The following is an 18,553-nucleotide window of genomic DNA, read 5'->3' as shown; positions in this document are numbered from 1 at the left end:
AATCATCAGCTTTATTAAACACCATAAAAAAAGACCTCGAGTAAGGTCTTTTTTATGACTGCTTTTAATTTGTGGGATCACTCAATCAAATAACTTTTGAGAAACGATTCTTATGTTTTTTCTCAAGATATTCATCAAATACCATGGCGACATTACGACCTAATAATCGACCTTTTGGTAGCACGCGAATACCAGCCGCGTCCATATCGATGAGCTTGTCTTCTTGCATGGCGCCAAGCTGTTGAATCTCATTGATAAAGTAAGTGATGGCATCGATACCAAATTTTTGATTGATGTCTTTAAAATCGATATAGTCGTGACAGAGTAGATTCATAATCACATATTCACGCAAGCGATCTTTGATAGATGTTTTGATGACTTTTACTGCAGGCATGGCAGCCGAGTTACTTTGTGCAGCATCGATGCTCGCTTGATAAACTGATAAATCTGTATCATTTTGCAAAATATAGCGGGTATTGGCATTGGCAATTTGACTGATAGAGGAGACGCCGAAGCCCAATAAATCACAATCGCCCATGATGGTATAACCTTGAAAGTTACGATGCAGTTTGCCCTCACGCTGCGCCACGGCTAATTCATCATCAGGCTTGGCGAAGTGATCAATACCGATATATTGATAGCCAGCTTCGGTCAGCGTATTGATGGTATTGCCAAGCATCGTCAGCTTGGCTGCTGGGTCTGGCAAATCAGCTTCTTTAATCTGGCGCTGGGCCTTGAAACGTTCTGGCAAGTGTGCGTAATTGAATACTGACAAGCGATCCGGCGACATCTCGATGATACGGCGCACCGTTTTATCCAAGGTTGCGGGTGTTTGATGCGGCAAACCATAAATCAGGTCGATATTGATAGAGTGAAAACCTAAGTCACGCGCCTCATTTAACACATTTTCAATGAGCTCTGCTGAATGTACACGGTTGACGGCGATTTGTACCGTTTCATCGAGGTCTTGTACGCCTAAACTGACACGGTTAAAGCCAAGGTTACGCAACACTTTTAACGTCTCGCCACTCAGCTCACGTGGGTCAATTTCAATAGAGTAATCGCCTTTGTCTTCAGGTAAGAATTCAAACTGAGTTTGTAAAAACTCCCACAGTTGAACCATTTCTTCATCACGCAAAAATGTTGGCGTACCCCCACCCAAATGCAGCTGTTTAACGAGGGGTTTGCTACTACCTTCTGGGACAGGTAGAAGGCGGCGTTTGTGCTTAATCTCAGCGATTAAATACTGCAAATAATCGCCTGAGTCGCTATTTTTCTTGGTGATAATTTTATTGCAAGCGCAGTAATAGCAGAGGTGACGACAGAATGGAATATGAAAATATAAAGACAGTGGTGCACGAGCTTCACGGTTTTGAAGGATCTTTGACTCAAGACCAACAGAGATAGGTGAGAACTCTAAAGCGGTCGGATAGGAGGTATAACGTGGTCCTGAACGATTGTATTTATTAATAATAGCTTCATCAAAGGCAGGTAGCTGCTTACTCATCATACTGCCACGCGTACTGGCATAAGGACTTTCTGATTGCATAACAGGGCGTGTCGTGGTCGGTTGCTCTCCTGCACGATTGTAAGGCTGCTGAGTATTTAATTCTGAATGTTCTGTCATGCGGTACTCCTCGTTTTGACCTTGAGTATTACTGTTCTTACATCTCTAACGACCAAATATCTGAAAGCCAGTAGGTGTTTGATAGATGATTAATAACCATAATAACTTTGTTATCAATAATAATTTTCACAGCGCTATATGCTGCTAAATTGATAGCCATCAATAAGCACTATTATAACAAATCCTTGTTTGCAGTGGGGTGGTCGGCGAGTTTTCTTACATACAAACTGTCTATGATAAGTCCATTTGATTTTGGCAATTATACTCATACCCCTCTTGCGGTTAGCTGGCTAAGTGCTGGCATCATGATGCATCGACGATATTCAAACAGACTGCTTCCATAAAGTAAAAAGACCTCAGCATATATCTGAGGTCTTTTTATCACTAATTTAAGTTATCACTAATTTAAGTTATCACTAATTTAAGTTATCACTAATTTAAGTTATCACTAATTCAAGTTACGTCAAACTTATTCTTTTAGCTGGATTTTATTGCCAACGGCTTGCTTGCTAACGTCATTAGCATTGAAGGGTAAACGAATCCAGTTTTTATCGGAATAACGATGACTCTGGTCACGATGGAACGGTCGAGTAGTATCAGAAGCTTGCGAGTAACCTAATAAGGCTTCTGCTACAGGGCCGCTTTTATCAAAGGTAACGGTTTGCATATATGTCGGACCAAAATTAATGAGGTAGTTTGCGCCATCATTAGCGCTTGTGCCTCTCGTTTCTGCAACATTGAATACACCTTCACGACCAAAACCACCATGCATAGCAATACGCTCATCGTTTTTACTAGCATCAACGATATACTGCAAATCAGATAAAGACGCATCAAGAGCGATGTTTTTATCTTGGAAGAACTTAATGGAATCTCCTAAAGCAGTACGTGTATCCGCACTAATAATTAAACCACGAGGCGTATTGACTGGGTCTTTTGCATCAAATTTAACACTGAATATCGTATCCGTCGTTTCATTAAAGTCCACATTACGCCAAAACTCTCTAAAGACATGAGCGCCTTTGCTCTCTAAATTATTACGACGATCCCAATTACTCAAGATATTACAAGCATTAGTTGCATCAATAGTAGAGCCGCCTGTCAAAGGCATGCTAGCATTCGCTCGACAATCTGCTAATACGTCGTCGAGTACCAACTCAGCGACATAACTGCGGTTACCATAGACGACCTTTTGCATATTGTTTAAATTGAAGTTAGTACCGCCCAAGTTATCTTTATTACTGAATCGATCTTGTATTTGAACCAGTCCCATACGTGAGCGCATAAGTAAGGGAACACCCGCTGCTGGAGTAGCACCTAAGAAGGGGGCTAAACGACGACGTAGGAGCGGTGAAAATCCAGTCAGTGGTTGCTCTAAATTGCTTAACCAATAGCTATCGTTCGAGTTAGCAACATAATCATCGCGGATCAAGAAAGGTAAGTTTGAGCGCCCAAAAATACCTGCTTGCGGTGAGTCTGTATCAACTCCCCATTCACAGGCAGCGTTACTACCATTCAGTGCTGGCAAGTCAGAGGCAATTAAGGCACCAAGGAAGGGGCCAGATGCAGCACTACTACAAGCTTCAAGCTTAGCTTTGGTCACATTTGGTACGGTTGAGATGTCAGCATAGAGTGCCTTACCATTACGGTCGGTAGCAATAGTATTAACAAACCCAAGACCAAGGACGCTTTGCATTCTATCGACTAAGTCCTCAACGCTCGTAGCCTTATTCATACTACGCCACTGATTGAGTGCTCTTGGGTTTTCAGAGGCGGCATCACGGATAGTATAAGCTAGATTATTAGCGCCCCATGCTGGTAATTGACCATTGAGTAAATTGACCGCTAACATCGGTCCATATTGTGAGACATAAATATTGTGAACCTGCGTCTGATTATTTGGTAGCTGAATAGTGACAGGAACGGTTTCGATATCACGCTGCTCAGTCACACCAGCGCTATTAGTATAATTGTATTTGAGAGGATCTCCATCAACTAGGCTCAGCTGATAAAGCGTAAAACGTTTGGCAGTGGATACGGTATGGCTCCAAGCCACGTCTTTGTTAAAACCGATGTTAGGGAAAGGCTGACCTTGTTGAGCCGCGCCCATCACATCCAGCTCACCTGGCATCGTTAAGTGAAATTGATAGAAGCGTTGGACGCCATCCCATGGCTCATGCGGATTGCCATACATAACCCCGCTACTAGTACCGGTCACCTCCTTACCAAAGGCATAGGCATTACTACCGCCACTCATCGCATTAATCGTATCCATATTGAATGCAGGTGCTGACTCTACGACAGGGTTTGCGACTGGAACACTACGCATTCTTGAGCTACCCTGAACGCCAGCAATAGAGGGCGGTGCCGCTGCTACAATGGGACCGACGAAATTAGATAAGCCACCACGTAGATTGGCTTTACCGTAGACCGTCAATAAATCATCTAAAGTAATCTCGCGTACCCATTCAGCATTGGCACAAGCGGGATCGATATTAGCCACGCCTTTGTCACGTAGATAACGGCTATAGCCTGCTGCATAACCTGTCACAGCATCAATGACTTCAGGGTCTTGAGCTGCTAAAAATTCAGCTTTTCGCTTGTCAGTGTTGTACCACGTATAAAAAGCATCGCTAGCCAAATTACCGTCAGCGCCTAGATACAGCATACTCTGACCGCTAGCGACTACAACTTCACGCGCTAGTGAGCAGAAATTATCTTCTGCGAATGCATAACCAACGCCATAACCAAGGCCTTTGTAATCCTTTGCGGTGATGTGCGGCATACCAAACTCAGTGCGCTGAATATCGGCTTCATAATTAGTGGAAGGTAGTATGACATCATCGTCATTGAAACTATTGTCACTGTCTGAGCAGCCGAATAGTCCTAAAGAGACTGCTACTGTCAGTAGCGTGAGTGTGGGCACACGCCGATTATGCATCTTTATGCTCATAAGTTTATCCATCCATGGTAGTAGGTATTATATAAAGTAGGTGTTATATAAATCTGCAGCAAAAAGCCGCCAGCAAACTTTAGATGATCAATAAAATCCTTTTATTGCCAATACTCTTGCTAATCCTTAGTGCTTTGTAGTGCGATTAAAATTATCCAATACGTTAATAATGTAGTTAACAGGTGTGAGAACCTTTGGATAATCTTTGGGGCAGCATAGCCGAATAAGACTGAGCGAAAGAGCATCCGTTTATCATATAACAACTGTTGATAACTATGCTAGTAAATAAAATGAGACAATAAAACACGACATTTGCGCACTGATACATAATACTCTATTATCAATTATTCCCTATATTAGGAAAATGCTGATGTCGTTTGCACAAGTCTATACCCGTTCAGTCGTCGGACTGCATGCGCCCAAGGTCATTATTGAAGTGCATCTGTCGCAAGGGTTGCCAGCATTGACCATTGTCGGTTTGCCTGAGGCTGCGGTACGTGAGAGCAAAGACCGTGTACGCTCTGCGATTCTGAACTCTGGCTTTCAATTTCCTAATCGTCGTCTCACTATCAATCTAGCCCCCGCTGATTTGCCTAAAGATGGTGCACGTCTTGATTTACCGATTGCCATCGGAATCTTGGCAGCCAGTGATCAATTGGATCCAGAAGTATTATCAGGGTTTGAGTTTATCGGTGAGTTAGCGCTCAATGGGAATTTACGGCAAGTGACAGGCAGCTTAGCGGTGGCACGAGCGATCAAAGCTGAGGCGCTGGCGCCCAAAGTATTGCAGGTGGCAAATATCACTGAACAGGAGCTGAGCGAACCGCAGCCAAAACCACAAACACCGCAGCTTATCGTACCGATTGATAATGGTGCTGAGGCTAGCCGTGTGGATGGCGTGACGATACTAGCCGCGCAAAGCTTAAAGACAGTTTGTGACCACTTACAGTCGTTAGCGAATCCAAGCGCAGCCTATGACTCTTTGGACGTTGTACAACCGAGTCCAGCACAGCAGCATGTTGGCTATCAAGTGGACTTGGCTGATGTCAAAGGACAGCATCATGCACGGCGCGCGCTAGAGATTGCCGCTGCTGGTGGTCATTCGCTGTTATTTACAGGGCCACCCGGCTCAGGCAAGACGTTAATGGCGTCACGGCTGCCGACCATATTGCCGGATTTAAGTGATGAAGATGCATTAGAGGTTGCCAGTACTTATTCAGTGGCAGACAGCGATTACGATTATGGAACAAGACCGTTTAGGCAGGTTCATCACACCATATCAGCCGTGGCTTTGGTGGGTGGTGGCTCACGACCAAAACCGGGTGAAATTACCCTTGCCAATAAAGGCGTATTATTCCTTGACGAATTGCCAGAGTTTGATCGGAGCGTGCTCGAGGTATTGCGTCAGCCATTAGAAGCCAAGAAAATCACTATTAGCCGTGCCAACTCGCAGATGACTTTTCCAGCTAATTTCCAATTGGTCGCTGCCATGAATCCATGCCCATGCGGCTATGATGGCGATACCTCAGGGCGTTGTCGCTGCCGACCTGAACAGATTAAACGTTACCAAGATAAACTATCAGGTCCACTGCTTGATCGAATTGATTTGCATATCACTGTACCTGCGCTGCCAATTGCCGACTTGCAAAATGCTCAAGCTGGCGAAACCTCCGAACAAGTGCGCGTTCGAGTCATTGCCGCACATAAACATCAGATGCAGCGGCAACAAAAGGTCAATAATGAGCTTAGCCCTAGCGAGATTGATAAATATATCCAACTAGGAGAGGGTGAACAGCAACTATTACAGCTCGCTCAGCAGCGTCTGAATTTATCGGCACGCGGTTATCATCGAGTATTGCGAGTGGCGCGTACCATTGCTGATTTGGCTGACAGTATCGATATTACAAGCGCTCATGTGTCTGAGGCGCTGAGCTATCGGAGCAAATAATAATTTCAAAGAATGGCTTAAATGAATCATTCTAATGTTCAAATTTTAGCTGTCTATCTTATAATTTTTGAAAATATATTCTACTAATGCCGCAAAATCATCAAAGGCTTCGGTCGGGTTTAGCTCACGGATATCTTGTCCGTAGTTGTAGCCATAAGACAGCCCGAAAGTATCCATATTGGCGTTTTGTCCGGCTAAGATATCGTTTCTAGAATCGCCAATCATCACAGCTTGTTCTGGAGTGACGTTCAACGCTTTACAGACATGCAGTAGCGGTGCTGGATCAGGCTTTTTAGTTGAGAGACTATCACCGCCTAATACTTCACTGAATAAGTCCTGCCAGCCAAAGGATTGCAATATTTTCGGTACAAAACGAATCGGTTTATTGGTCACTAACGCCAGTGTAAATCCTGCCGCTTTTAGCTTTTTTAGTCCGCTATCGACATCTGGGTAAGCAACGGTTTTGCTACCACTGAGATTTTTGTAAGCCTCAAAAAACAGGTGCTCTGCGTGATTGGCTTCCTCGACCGTCAACTCGCCTTCTAACACGTCTACCTTACCTACTAGTGCGCGCTCTACCAGCAATCTTGAGCCGTTGCCTATCCAGTTTCGTATGGTCTCGATAGGGTAAGTCTTTTTGCCCAGAGTGGCTAACATCGCATTGGTCGCATCAGCCAAATCTGGCACACTATCAATGAGCGTGCCATCGAAATCAAAAATCAAAAGTTGCTTAATACCTACAGTCATTATTATTTACCCACGCTATCAATTTTATACTTTTTTGGAGTGTTAGCTCCAAGCCCTCATTACCTTAGCACAGCAAATCATGAATTCAATTATTTAACAGTCTGTCATTATAAATATTTCTATCTTTTCAGGCTGGGGGTAATATTTTATGCTTATTCAACCTCTTTATAACGTTCGCGATGTTCCTTTTTCATTCTTAAATAATCTTCGTTCTCACGACACTCGTCCCATTTTTGTTTAAATATGCGCGCTGACTCTGCTTTGACTGGGTCTTCGATTTGTCGTGGCAACTCTTCGCGACCATGTGCGCCGCTCTGACCTTTTTTATCATCGGGCACTGGCCCTTTATATTTTTTGCCGCCTTTGTGATTGGCATAACGACGGGCGCGGGTATAGCCCATTTGAATAAATTTGCGCGCCATATCAGCACCCATAAAGTCATCAGCCGCTAGATAATCTAAAAACATCTGATAAATTGTCTCGCTGCTCTCAAGCGCAATATCAGGGGTAGCAAAGCGCCAGTGTGGCAGGATTTCAGACTTATACGGTTCTATCAATAATACGCCTTGCTCGCCGCGACCGACCCGATACAGCTCTGGCTGCGCGCGCAAATCTAGGTTTTTATAATCCAAATCGTAATCGAACGCTCTCATCGCTTTTCCCTATTAGTATTCGTCATCTGTCATCTGTCATCTGTCATCTGTCATCTGTCATATTTATCATTATCAATACTATCGAGTATACTGAGCGCCACTGTCTAAAAAACAGCACAAAAATGTTATGCAACCGTGACAGTAAGCATTTAGCATGAGAAGCATGGCGAATAGAATTAATCATTGAGCAGGTCTGAGTAGGTTAAAGTTATGACAGTTAATAAAAACATCCTCAATAGCATCAGTCTAGCTGGCTCGACTGTTACGATGTCGTTAAAAAGTATATTTGTGATATTGGTGCTGCTGCTCATCAGCGTGTTAAGCACCAATGTTGCCTATAGCGCATGGTTTGAGCAGTTGATTCCGCAAGGAGAAACTTATACGGTACGCGAGATAGATCGTGATTTGGCGTTCGTGATTGATGGTTTCATTTATGATGCGCGCACGTCCTGCTTTTTAGCAGTGGGCGATAGAGTGATATTTTTTGAAGGGCGTCATGGTATCGATTACCGCGCGACGGTTTATGACTTAGACTCGCGAGAGCGTTGCGAGGTGTTATTAAGAAGACGTTTGTCATAAGCTATTAGGCTTATTTCAGAACGGAATACAGGCATAAAAAAAGCCCCGAACATTGCTGTTCAGGGCTTTTTAGAACTCTTAAACGAATGGTGGCTCGAGGCAGGTTCGAACTGCCGACACACGGATTTTCAATCCGTTGCTCTACCGACTGAGCTATCGAGCCGTCTTCGTTGAGGCGCTATTAAACTAAATATAGACGTTGCTGTCAAGTGGTTTTTGCATAATAGAAGATAAAAGACGATAAATAATCAAATATTGGCAAAATTAACTGTTTCTGCTCTCGATTTAGTCTTTAACACGCAGTAAATCATACTCGCTCATAATACGATGAATATCCGCATCGGCAGGGACAAACTCACGGACGCCTTTTTTTACCTCGGCATCATAGACCAGTTTAATAAACTTAGCATCGATAGCGCGACCGCGATTTTGTGGATGTACCGTTAAATATTGCAGGCGCTTGGCGTCGGTTTGCCCATCATCAAAACAGGCAACCGCAGCGATAGGCTTGTCATTGAACATACCGACATACAGACATTGCCCGCGCTTAAAACCCTGCTCAACGATATTTAATACCTCGATACTATCAGGCTGCTCGTCATCGCTATCATATAATGCCTGCAAGCGCTCTGCTAGCTCATTGTCGCGAGCAGGTTTTTTGATAAGTGGTGCATCCAAGCTATTAATGGCGATCGCTTCTAAAGGCATAGCAGTTCCTATAAACAGAGAGTTTCTATCGTATAAAGTAGCAGTATGACACAGCAAAAAGTTATAACACGGCAAAAAGTCATAGAAAGTGGGCTGTAGAATATGATATCTAAAAGTCAGTGCAAGTCATGATTAATAATACTGAACACACTATTTTAGCAGAATGAGGTAATTTTGTGCGTGGTTTACCGCTTGGTCGTGGCAGTAAATGTTAGGGTTTGCTATGATGAGGCTAGATGATATTTATTACGTACAAACTCTAATACCTTGATATCTTTTGTATATATCATTTTCTAATACATTTTTTGCTAGCGCTGACCCAGACACTAGTAAAATATTTAGACATGTTTTGCCTTATTTATTGACCGCTTTTCACTGATAAAAACTGATAGAGAGTAGCCATGACCGCCAATGCAATGACGACTGCTGATACACCTGAGCAAAATGCACCAAAAAACCTAAATTTACATGGTCGCCCTGAACGTATTGCGACCGTTGAGCGCATCACTGCTGAGACCCAAGTGACTTGTACCGTCAATCTTGATGGTACGGGTCAAGGGGTTGTAGATACTGGCGTACCTTTTTTGGATCATATGATTGACCAAATCAAGCGTCACGGTTTGTTTGACTTAGAGATTAAATGCAACGGTGATACCTTTATCGATGACCATCATAGCGTTGAAGACACTGGTATTACCCTTGGACAAGCATTTAACAAAGCATTGGGCGATAAAAAGGGTATTCGTCGTTATGGGCACTTTTATGCGCCGCTAGATGAGGCATTGACCCGCGCTGTCGTCGATCTATCAGGACGTCCGGGTTTACACATGGACATTCCATTTACCCGTTCGCATGTCGGTAATTTCGATGTTGACCTGTTTAGTGAATTCTTTTATGGTTTCGTCAATCATTCTTGGATGACGGTGCATTTAGACAATCTAAAAGGCAAAAATAGCCATCATCAAATTGAATCTACCTTTAAAGCGTTTGCTCGTGCGCTACGTATGGCGTGCGAATATGATGAGCGTGCACTCAATACTCTGCCATCGACTAAAGAGGCGTTTTAATGGCTAAAGTAACCAAAGTAGCGCTACTAGATTATGGCATGGGTAATTTGCATTCCGCCAGTAAAGCCTTGTCAGTGGTAGGGGCAGAAGTCTCTATCACCAATGATCCTAAGGTTGTCGCTGCGGCAGATAAGATTGTCTTCCCCGGTGTCGGTGCTATGCGTGACTGTATCGCTGGCATGCATGAAGCAGGGATTGATAACGTCATACGCCATGCGGTGTTTAATAAGCCTGTTATGGCTATTTGTGTGGGCATGCAGGCATTGTTTGAGCAGTCCGCTGAAAATGGTGGTACAGACTGCTTGGGTATCTTAAACGGCACTGTAGAAGCATTTGACCCGACGTGGAAGGATCAGCAGGGCGCTACCATCAAAGTACCGCATATGGGTTGGAATACCATTAGCGGTATGGATTTTGACCACCCATTGTGGCATGGTATTGAGGACAATGCGCATTTTTACTTTGTGCATAGCTATTATTGCGAGCCTACTAACAGCTCACAAGTGGCAACGATATGTGACTATGGTCAACCGTTTTGTGCCAGTGTCATCCAAGATAATTTATTTGCCACCCAGTTTCACCCAGAAAAAAGTCATACTGCTGGCTTGCAGTTGTTGAAAAATTTCGTCGAGTGGAATGTGTAAGTAGGCGATAAACGTGAAGTGAATATTTAATTTAGTAGAAGGTAGATTATCCATTATATAATCTGCCTTTTTTATGCTCAGCCATCACTTTGTAGCTACCACTCTTTAGCTATTATAGTTTAGCCATCATGGTTTAGTGATACTCTCAGTCGTTTTCTACTTGCTTATATTTGGAATACTCTAGTGGATTTTACCGCTTTTAAAATCAATGTTATTGAAGTATCTGGCCTTGCCAAAGACGCCTTACATATCTATGTCGGCGTCGGCATCTATCTTTTGTGTTTGCTTGTGCTGCGTCCTATCATTAAAAAGCAAAGCATCAGATCATTCATGGCTTTAGTCGTCGTGACGGGCATTGCCTTATTGGGCGAGTATTTAGATAATCGAAATACGATTGAAGCATCAGGCATGGCTGGCTTAAGCCACGAACAGCTGGTCGCAAGCCTCCGCGATTTGATCAATACGTGCCTGCTGCCTTACGTGCTCTATGCGCTGAATAAGTGGACGAAGATATTCAGTTCATTCAATCCGTCTACTAAACTTTTAAAGCAGCGCTAATATTCCGAAGTAATTTTATTTCAGATATCAAAAAAGTAAACTTAAGTAGGATTTTATGGTGTAAAATTCATAATATAAAATATATAGCAGACCATATTATGTCTTCATTTAAAATACCTACTTACATTTTTTCTTCTATTATTCTATGTCTAACGATGTTTAGCTATCATTCAGCAGTGGCAAGTCAAAACGTCATCATTGACCTCAATAAACCCATATCGGCAGCACTTTTGGCACAGTACAATCGTGATGGTATCGAGATTGACTACGATGATACGACTGTATTGAAACACGTTTATGTGACGGCAAAAGATGGGGCAATCGCACGTCAGTTACCAAGCGGTGCTGCTCGAAAAGTGAAAAGCTATGCCTTTGGTGAGAAGTTAGACGTCATTGAAGATAGAAAGGACTGGTATGCGGTGCAAGACAGAATTCGTAGAGAGTATGACGAGGACAATGATGGCATTGTAGAGACAGACGTTGTTAAATGGGAAAAGGTCTTTGTGAGAAAAGAGCAAACGGATTCTACTATACCTGCCTCGCTAACGTCCAAAGATTTAGACATACTAGCATATCTATCCATTGGCGAAGACTACGAGACTTTTGAAAATGGCAAAGCACTTAACGATTACCTAAAAATAGAGCTAATTGATAAGGCTTTGTTTGAGAAGAAACGTCCACTTGCCGTTGATTTTTTATCAAAAGATGAAAGTATTAAAAAGAGAAATGGGGTGATATCCATTCCAACTGCTGGCAAGGTAGTAACGTTCACTGATAAGAATGTAGATAATGATGGGTATCAGATTTTTGAGTACGTAGGTCAGATTGCCCCGTTAAATCAGTATTTGGTCAGTGGAGGTTACTGGGAAAGCGGTGACTATAAGATGATTGATAAAAATTCGGGTGAGACGACGCAGACGTTTATAGATTATCCTCATATCTCGCCCAATAAAAAATATATCATCTCAGCCTATACCAACCCATATGAGCAATACACCGATCTAGAGCTGTATAGAATTAAGGGAACAGACATCATCCCGATTATGGGTGCAGGCTTTAGGCATTGGATGCCTATGGAGGAGCCAAGAGACATATTTTGGGCAAGAGACGGCTATTTATATTTAGCGGTTACTCATAGCGCCGCCTTCTGGAAAGAAAACGGCAACTTTAATGATCTTAATGATACTTTTCAATATATTAGGATAAAGGTGGCTCTATAGAGACGCCACCAAGACCTTTACAAACCTATTTTTTATCATACAACTCACGCACTACTTCACCAATCGCTGCAATACCATCAGTCAGCGTCTGCTCATCCGCCGCGATACTCATACGAATACATTCATGCGCATGCTGATAATCGCTAACATCGACACCAGGGAAGAAATACTGACTTGGTACGATGAGTGTGCCTTTTTCTTTTAAAATCTCGTATAGCTCAACCGTGGTAATCGGTAAGTCTTTAAACCATAGCCATAAGAAAATCGCGCCTTCAGGCTTATGAATCATCAACGGGTAATCACCCAAAGATTCTTTTAACAGCTTCACGGCAAGGGTCGCCTGCTTTTGATAAAACGGTTTAATCTCATTATCAGCTAACTGCTTGATACGATCGTTTTCTACCAGTGGCGTGGCAATCGCTGCACCGAAGCGTGTCGGCGCTAGATTCACCACAGCATTCATCGCGCTGACCGCTTCGATAACTTTTGCATCGGCAACGATAATACCCGTACGCATACCGGGCAGACCAATTTTAGACAGGCTAAAGCACAGAATCGTATTGTTATCCCACGTCAAATGCGCGTCTGAATAGATGATGTTAGGGAAGGGCATACCGTAGGCATTATCGATGATAAGCGGTATGTCATAACGTTTGGCAATCTCGGCCAAATGCGCCATCTCTTCATCAGTCAGCACGTTGCCAGTCGGGTTGGTCGGGCGTGAGCAGCAAATCGCGCCAATACGGCCTTCTTTCAGCGCTGGCAAGTTCTCTAATGCGTCAAAATCGACACGGTATTTAAAGAAACCTTCCGCGCCATCATGAGTCACTTCATTGATATGTGGCAATACCGCTGCGAAATGCTGACCTTCGACATGCACGTCGCTATAGCCGATATACTCAGGGGTCAATGGCAGTAGAATGGATTTGTTTACAGACTGGCTCTGTTCGTCAGCGAAAGCGCCGCCAAACAGATTAAATAGATAGAAAAACGCATTCTGTGAGCCATTGGTGAGGGCGATATTTTCTGACGTGAGATTCCAATCATAATGACGGTTAAAGAAGCCAACCAAGGCATCGATAAATGCGGCATCCCCTTGTGGATTAGAGTAATTCGCCATGCTGATAATCGCGCTGCTGTTAGCCTCACCTGCATCATTATCATTGCCAAGCGCTTTATACGTCTCCAAAAATAGCTCATTAACGGCATCAATTTTGGCAGGGTTACCACCGCCCAGCATGTTGACTGGCTGATCGCTTTTTAGCGCGTCGCCCAAATCGTCCATCAATTGTGAGATGCCAGTGGGCTGGGTAAATTTTTGACCGAACTTTGAGAATTTCATAAGACTACCATGCTGTTTTGGAGGGTTTGATAAGAAGGAATTTGATTGATAAAAATTAGGCTAGTATAGCAAATGAGGGCTAGGTAATTCCCCCAATAAATCAGCAAACTGCATGGCTGATATTGGGTTGTATGCATATACATCTAGTGAAGCGAAAAAACGCTCTCTAGATGAGTAGAAGGCGTTTTGGTTTTAGGGGCTGAGAGTTTTGTAGCGAAAACCTGCTTTTTGTTTGTAATTAGTGGTCTATAGCGCACAGCACCTAAACCCACTAAGCTACCGTCTCAATCAGAGATAAAAAAACTTATTATGGTGAAGTTTACTACGTTAATTGAAACCTTAAATTAAGTTTGGGTATTAGAGTGAGTTCTACACACTGATAAAGTAGACAAACTATTAAAGCAAACTTATTCTAACAAGTGATGATTACAAATGTGATGTCCAAAACTAAAAATGACGTCAATGATACTTAGAGTAAATCTTACAAATTTATCCTATTTTAATTTTTTTATAATCACTATTGGATTTGCTACCAAAGTCAAGAATTTTCTCCACGATTAGCTTTTTAGAGACATCTTGTTCCTCCATGGTTTTAGATATTTTGAAAGCAAACATAGCATTATGTATAAAAACTTGTCTATCGTAAAAATAAGTTAACCTACCTAATGATGTTTTATATATGGAGAGGAATATGACTGATATTAGCTCTAAAACTATACCACTAGTTATTACAAGCGGTTGGAAATTTCCATTTCTAACTTCATTATTTAAAAAGTCGTTAGGGAAAATATAAGAAAACATTCCTAGAAATATAATAATCAGGCCAATAGTCATAGCACCAATAGAGTATCTAAAACTTTTTGTAGTTTGATGTAATGCAATAGAATAATATTGTTCTAATTCAATCCGGCTATGTGTAATAAGAGGTATAAGTTTTTCTGCATCACTCTCATCTAAAATGTCTTTGTAGTGAATTTGTTGCTTTTCGATATTAGCCAAGTTTTCTTTAAACTCTTTCTCAACATTGTTTGCAAATAATGAGAGGATATTAGATACATATGGTCCTAGAAATATAATAGGTAAGAAAGGTAATATCCAAATAAAGAATAGAATTATTATTGCAAAAATAATTTTAAAGCTGACAGGGTCTGTGCCCCAAATCCAAATATAAGGTATGAAGTTAAAGAAAGTATAATATGCTAAACCTATGGTTAGTACTGTAGTAATGATTATTAAAGATACAAACGCTACAACTCTGGCAAAATTTCCTTTATATTTTAGATATTTGATCAAGGGTGGTTCTTTTTTCTCAACTATGGGCTCTATAGGAAAGGTTGTATTTTCTTCTTTAGCCTTAGCTGAAATTTCAGCTTCATATAGATTTTCTTCTTCTATCATAATAAGTCTCTAAAGTTTATAGGCTGCTGAAGTATAAAAGCTTTCATAAATAGATTTAATATTTAAGCTGACTAAATTTACCTGAGGTAAGTAATTTCAAATATTCTATTAAATCTCGCTAAGAGTAAGTGATTTGATATAGGATGTATTGTACAGATATTGGACTATATTTTTATAGAAATAATTTAATGTAGAAATTGATACTCTTCAATATTTTATTATATTTAGCAATTATTAAGTTAAAGCTTAGCCCTGATAGAAGTGTTTATTTTGGTACATTGAGCACATTACAAGAGCTAGGGTTTGGTGTAGTTATGCTGGCAAGAGACGCACCAAACCTTAGCCACCGCATCGTTTATACTAATAAATAATAGCAAATGAAAAAACCCCTATTTAGAAGTCCTTTTATAGGGGTTAAAACTTAACACACTTTCAGCCCTTCTCATTCTAAACCATCGCCCTAACTCTCGCCATAATTCCGCGTCCAATCACCAGTTTCACATAAATAATAGCAATGGCAAACAGCAAAGCAACTAACGCAATACCACCGAGTCCTAAGTTTGCCCACGGCACACTAAATTGTAGGTTAAACCATTGCGTGATTGCCGCCCATGCGCCAACGCTGGCGATGACCACGGCAAAGGTCGCCGCACTAATACCAAGCACACCCAGCTCTAGAATGTTGAGCATATACAAGTCACGCTTTTGCATACCCAGCAGTCTAAAGGACGCGCTGTCCTTCATACGATCTTGCGAGGTAGACAGTAGCGAGCTGATCAGCACCATGACGCCAGTGAGTAGGGCAAGCAAGGTGAACACATAGACCAAGCGGCTCATTTGTACCACCAGCTCTTGGATTTGCTTCGCAATGGCAGTGCCATCAATGGTGGTGACAGCAGGGAACTCGCGTACCAGTTTGCCTTGTAGTTCTGGAATTGCATCTTCTGGTACGTGTGCAGTAGCAAACTGAATCTGCGGGGCAGCGGACAGCACAGACGGCTCAAATAAGAAATAGAAATACGGGCTTGGGCCACGCTCATAGCGCGTGCGAATACTGGTAATCTGCCCGACGATCTCAATCCCTTGAATATTAAATCGTACTTGATCACCCATGCCGACATTGAGCATACTGGCGGCAGTATCTAAAATAGACAAGGGTTTGACTTGCTCATCTGTCGCATCGATAGGGGTGTATAGCGCGTCATCTGTGAGTGATTCAGTAATGTATTCGGTCTCCATGACCGTATCTGCGTAGCTCAAATTAAACACACGCGTAGGGTCATCAAACCCATCCTCAGGCTCGATATCTTTTACTAGGACATCATTGGCCGTCTCCACACGGGCACGAATGACCGGATAATAGGTGACAGGTGCTTCAATGATCGCATCAATATCGTCATGTTGATCGCTCTGCACATCCAGCAGAAATAAGTTAGGTGCATCTTCAGGATAGGCATTGATAAACTGCGCATTGATACTGTGATTGAGTGTGGTGATAAGCGTCAGCACCGCCACGGATAACGATAAAGTGACAAAGAACAAGGCCGATTGGTTGCCTTTACGCGCAAGGTTATGAATAGCGATACGCTGCATCCAGCTGACCTTGGTATTGCTCGCCAACTTGTTAAGCAGCCAGAGCCACCCACGCGCCAATAGCCAAAATATCGCCACAAAGCCAATCAAGCCGCCCAATAAATGTGCTCCTAATGACAGTGAGCCAACTTCATAAGCAAAGAAGGCATACAGCCCTGCCAGCACCAAGCCATACCATAGTAGCGGCACGCGTCGATACCAAGGTAAATTTTGTGTTTGCGTACTCGCACCTTGATTGAGTAGGGTAGCGGGTTTGGTGGTGTTAAGCGCGCTCAAACCACGCTGCGCAATTAGCAACGTCAGAGCTAAGGCAATCACAATAGTCTTAATTGCACTGATTGGATTGATGGCGAGACCAACATCGGCAGGCAAGATAGCCACCAGATACGGCTGACCGATTTTAAGCAAACCTAGACTCAGTATAATCGCGGCGACACAAGCAATGGCAGTGGTGACGATAAGCAATTGATAATAGCTACGTTTGAGTGAGCCAAGCGGCTCACCCAATGCCAAGCGAATGGCGTTACTAGACTGCTGCTTGGTGACAAACGCACTAATGACGCCGTACATGGCGACCGCAGATAGTAGCAGCACCGCGATGACCAGTAATTTTAAAAACATCAGTACATTATCAGAGATACGTGAGACCGAAGTGTCTGCGGACTCTGCGTCAGAGAGCTCGATATCAGGGTAATTGGTTAGAATATCTGTGAGCTTGTCACGCTGCGTCGTTATCAGTTCGGGATCGCCTGCCATCTCAATACGATAGTTTATGCGGCTACGTTGACCCAACAGATTGGTCGCTGCGAGTGAGTCCTCATGCATTAAGACACGTCCACCAAACCCAAAGGTGGTCAGCGGACGATCAGGCTCTTTGGTCAATACATCACTTATTGTGAACTGCGCATCGCCAATGGTGATACGGTCACCGACATTGGCCTGTAGACTACTGAGCACTTCTGGCGCGACGATGACACTGTCAGAGGTTAGCTGCTCCCACAGCGGCTGTCCTGAGGCAAGCTCCGCTGTACCGTATAAGGGATAAGACGGCGTGACCGCTTTAATGCTGGCAAGCAAGGTTTGCTCATCATTGACCAGCATGGCGCTAAACTGATAGTCATACACCGTCTGCGTATCGGGGATGGTTTCTACCTGCGTCAATACTTCACTTGGCCAGTCTTGCTTACTGTTTAAAATCAAATCGCCACCAACGAGCGCGCGCTGATTGTCATTGATATAGCGATCGACAGACTGCTGCACAGAGTCGAGGGTTAGGTAAGTTGCAAGCGACAGGGTTAATGTCAGTAGAAACAATACTGGATATACCCAGCGCTGCCACCAGCTACGGCTGAGTGCTTGCGCGCCCAGTGTTTGAAAACCTAGGGTACGGGTAAATAATTGGTTTAGGATACCGCTAGGATAGCTGGACTCTTGACGCATACTGGTATCAGTCTTTTTTGTATCAGCTGGTGGTTTATTGTCTGTGGGCTTACGATTCATTAAGATACAATCCAGT

At 43.0% G+C, this 18,553-nt stretch carries 14 protein-coding genes and 1 tRNA gene; 6 read left to right on the top strand and 9 right to left on the bottom strand.

Annotated elements, in window-relative coordinates; translation table 11 throughout:
* Positions 1-85: 85 nt before the first annotated feature.
* Both hemN and JMW64_RS00165 read right to left on the bottom strand, forming a co-directional pair.
* A complete protein-coding gene (gene hemN, locus JMW64_RS00170) occupies positions 86-1,627 on the bottom strand; it encodes an oxygen-independent coproporphyrinogen III oxidase (RefSeq protein ID WP_193008886.1) in 1,542 nt (513 codons plus the stop codon).
* Between the two features lie 469 nt (positions 1,628-2,096).
* Positions 2,097-4,580, bottom strand: coding sequence for a penicillin acylase family protein (locus JMW64_RS00165; RefSeq protein ID WP_201552172.1), 2,484 nt, complete (start codon positions 4,578-4,580; stop codon positions 2,097-2,099).
* A gap of 370 nt (positions 4,581-4,950) precedes the next feature.
* On the opposite strand from JMW64_RS00165, the gene JMW64_RS00160 reads away from it, so the two are divergent.
* Complete coding sequence (locus JMW64_RS00160) at positions 4,951-6,528, top strand: YifB family Mg chelatase-like AAA ATPase (RefSeq protein WP_201552170.1); 1,578 nt, start codon at positions 4,951-4,953, stop codon at positions 6,526-6,528.
* A 45-nt stretch (positions 6,529-6,573) separates the two neighbouring features.
* On the opposite strand, the gene JMW64_RS00155 is transcribed toward JMW64_RS00160, so the two are convergent.
* Both JMW64_RS00155 and JMW64_RS00150 read right to left on the bottom strand, forming a co-directional pair.
* On the bottom strand, positions 6,574-7,275 hold the full coding sequence (locus tag JMW64_RS00155; RefSeq protein ID WP_201552168.1) for a phosphoglycolate phosphatase: 702 nt from the start codon (positions 7,273-7,275) through the stop codon (positions 6,574-6,576).
* 152 nt (positions 7,276-7,427) lie between these two features.
* Positions 7,428-7,928, bottom strand: a complete 501-nt coding sequence (locus JMW64_RS00150; RefSeq protein WP_201552166.1) for a DUF4385 domain-containing protein — start codon at positions 7,926-7,928, stop codon at positions 7,428-7,430.
* 210 nt (positions 7,929-8,138) lie between these two features.
* On the opposite strand from JMW64_RS00150, the gene JMW64_RS00145 reads away from it, so the two are divergent.
* A complete protein-coding gene (locus JMW64_RS00145) occupies positions 8,139-8,507 on the top strand; it encodes a hypothetical protein (protein WP_201552164.1) in 369 nt (122 codons plus the stop codon).
* Between the two features lie 87 nt (positions 8,508-8,594).
* On the opposite strand, the gene JMW64_RS00140 is transcribed toward JMW64_RS00145, so the two are convergent.
* Positions 8,595-8,670, bottom strand: a tRNA-Phe gene (locus tag JMW64_RS00140).
* A 122-nt stretch (positions 8,671-8,792) separates the two neighbouring features.
* Complete coding sequence (locus JMW64_RS00135; RefSeq protein WP_201552162.1) at positions 8,793-9,215, bottom strand: hypothetical protein; 423 nt, start codon at positions 9,213-9,215, stop codon at positions 8,793-8,795.
* Between the two features lie 401 nt (positions 9,216-9,616).
* Between JMW64_RS00135 and hisB the strand changes: the two genes are divergently transcribed.
* From hisB to JMW64_RS00115, 4 genes are all read left to right on the top strand, one after another.
* Positions 9,617-10,282, top strand: a complete 666-nt coding sequence (hisB, locus tag JMW64_RS00130) for an imidazoleglycerol-phosphate dehydratase HisB (RefSeq protein WP_045453866.1) — start codon at positions 9,617-9,619, stop codon at positions 10,280-10,282.
* Positions 10,282-10,926, top strand: a complete 645-nt coding sequence (gene hisH, locus JMW64_RS00125) for an imidazole glycerol phosphate synthase subunit HisH (protein ID WP_201552160.1) — start codon at positions 10,282-10,284, stop codon at positions 10,924-10,926. Before hisB ends, hisH begins: the two co-directional genes overlap by 1 nt.
* A gap of 183 nt (positions 10,927-11,109) precedes the next feature.
* On the top strand, positions 11,110-11,484 hold the full coding sequence (locus JMW64_RS00120; RefSeq protein WP_045453863.1) for a hypothetical protein: 375 nt from the start codon (positions 11,110-11,112) through the stop codon (positions 11,482-11,484).
* 98 nt (positions 11,485-11,582) lie between these two features.
* Positions 11,583-12,704: a hypothetical protein gene (locus JMW64_RS00115; RefSeq protein ID WP_201552158.1), complete on the top strand. Its 1,122-nt coding sequence runs from the start codon at positions 11,583-11,585 to the stop codon at positions 12,702-12,704.
* Between the two features lie 25 nt (positions 12,705-12,729).
* Here JMW64_RS00115 and JMW64_RS00110 read toward each other — a convergent pair whose 3' ends face one another.
* The 3 genes from JMW64_RS00110 to JMW64_RS00100 all read right to left on the bottom strand — a co-directional run bounded on the left by JMW64_RS00110 (position 12,730) and on the right by JMW64_RS00100 (position 18,537).
* Positions 12,730-14,046, bottom strand: a complete 1,317-nt coding sequence (locus JMW64_RS00110) for a valine--pyruvate transaminase (RefSeq protein WP_201552156.1) — start codon at positions 14,044-14,046, stop codon at positions 12,730-12,732.
* 489 nt (positions 14,047-14,535) lie between these two features.
* A complete protein-coding gene (locus JMW64_RS00105) occupies positions 14,536-15,444 on the bottom strand; it encodes a TRADD-N-associated membrane domain-containing protein (RefSeq protein WP_201552154.1) in 909 nt (302 codons plus the stop codon).
* Between the two features lie 447 nt (positions 15,445-15,891).
* A complete protein-coding gene (locus JMW64_RS00100) occupies positions 15,892-18,537 on the bottom strand; it encodes an ABC transporter permease (RefSeq protein WP_201552152.1) in 2,646 nt (881 codons plus the stop codon).
* Between the last annotated feature and the right edge of the window lie 16 nt (positions 18,538-18,553).

Origin of the sequence: Psychrobacter immobilis (genome assembly GCF_904846065.1) — a bacterium.
GTDB lineage: Bacteria > Pseudomonadota > Gammaproteobacteria > Pseudomonadales > Moraxellaceae > Psychrobacter > Psychrobacter immobilis_H.
The sequence above is the reverse complement of the archived record's forward strand: the minus strand, read 5'-3'. Positions and strand labels throughout refer to the sequence as shown.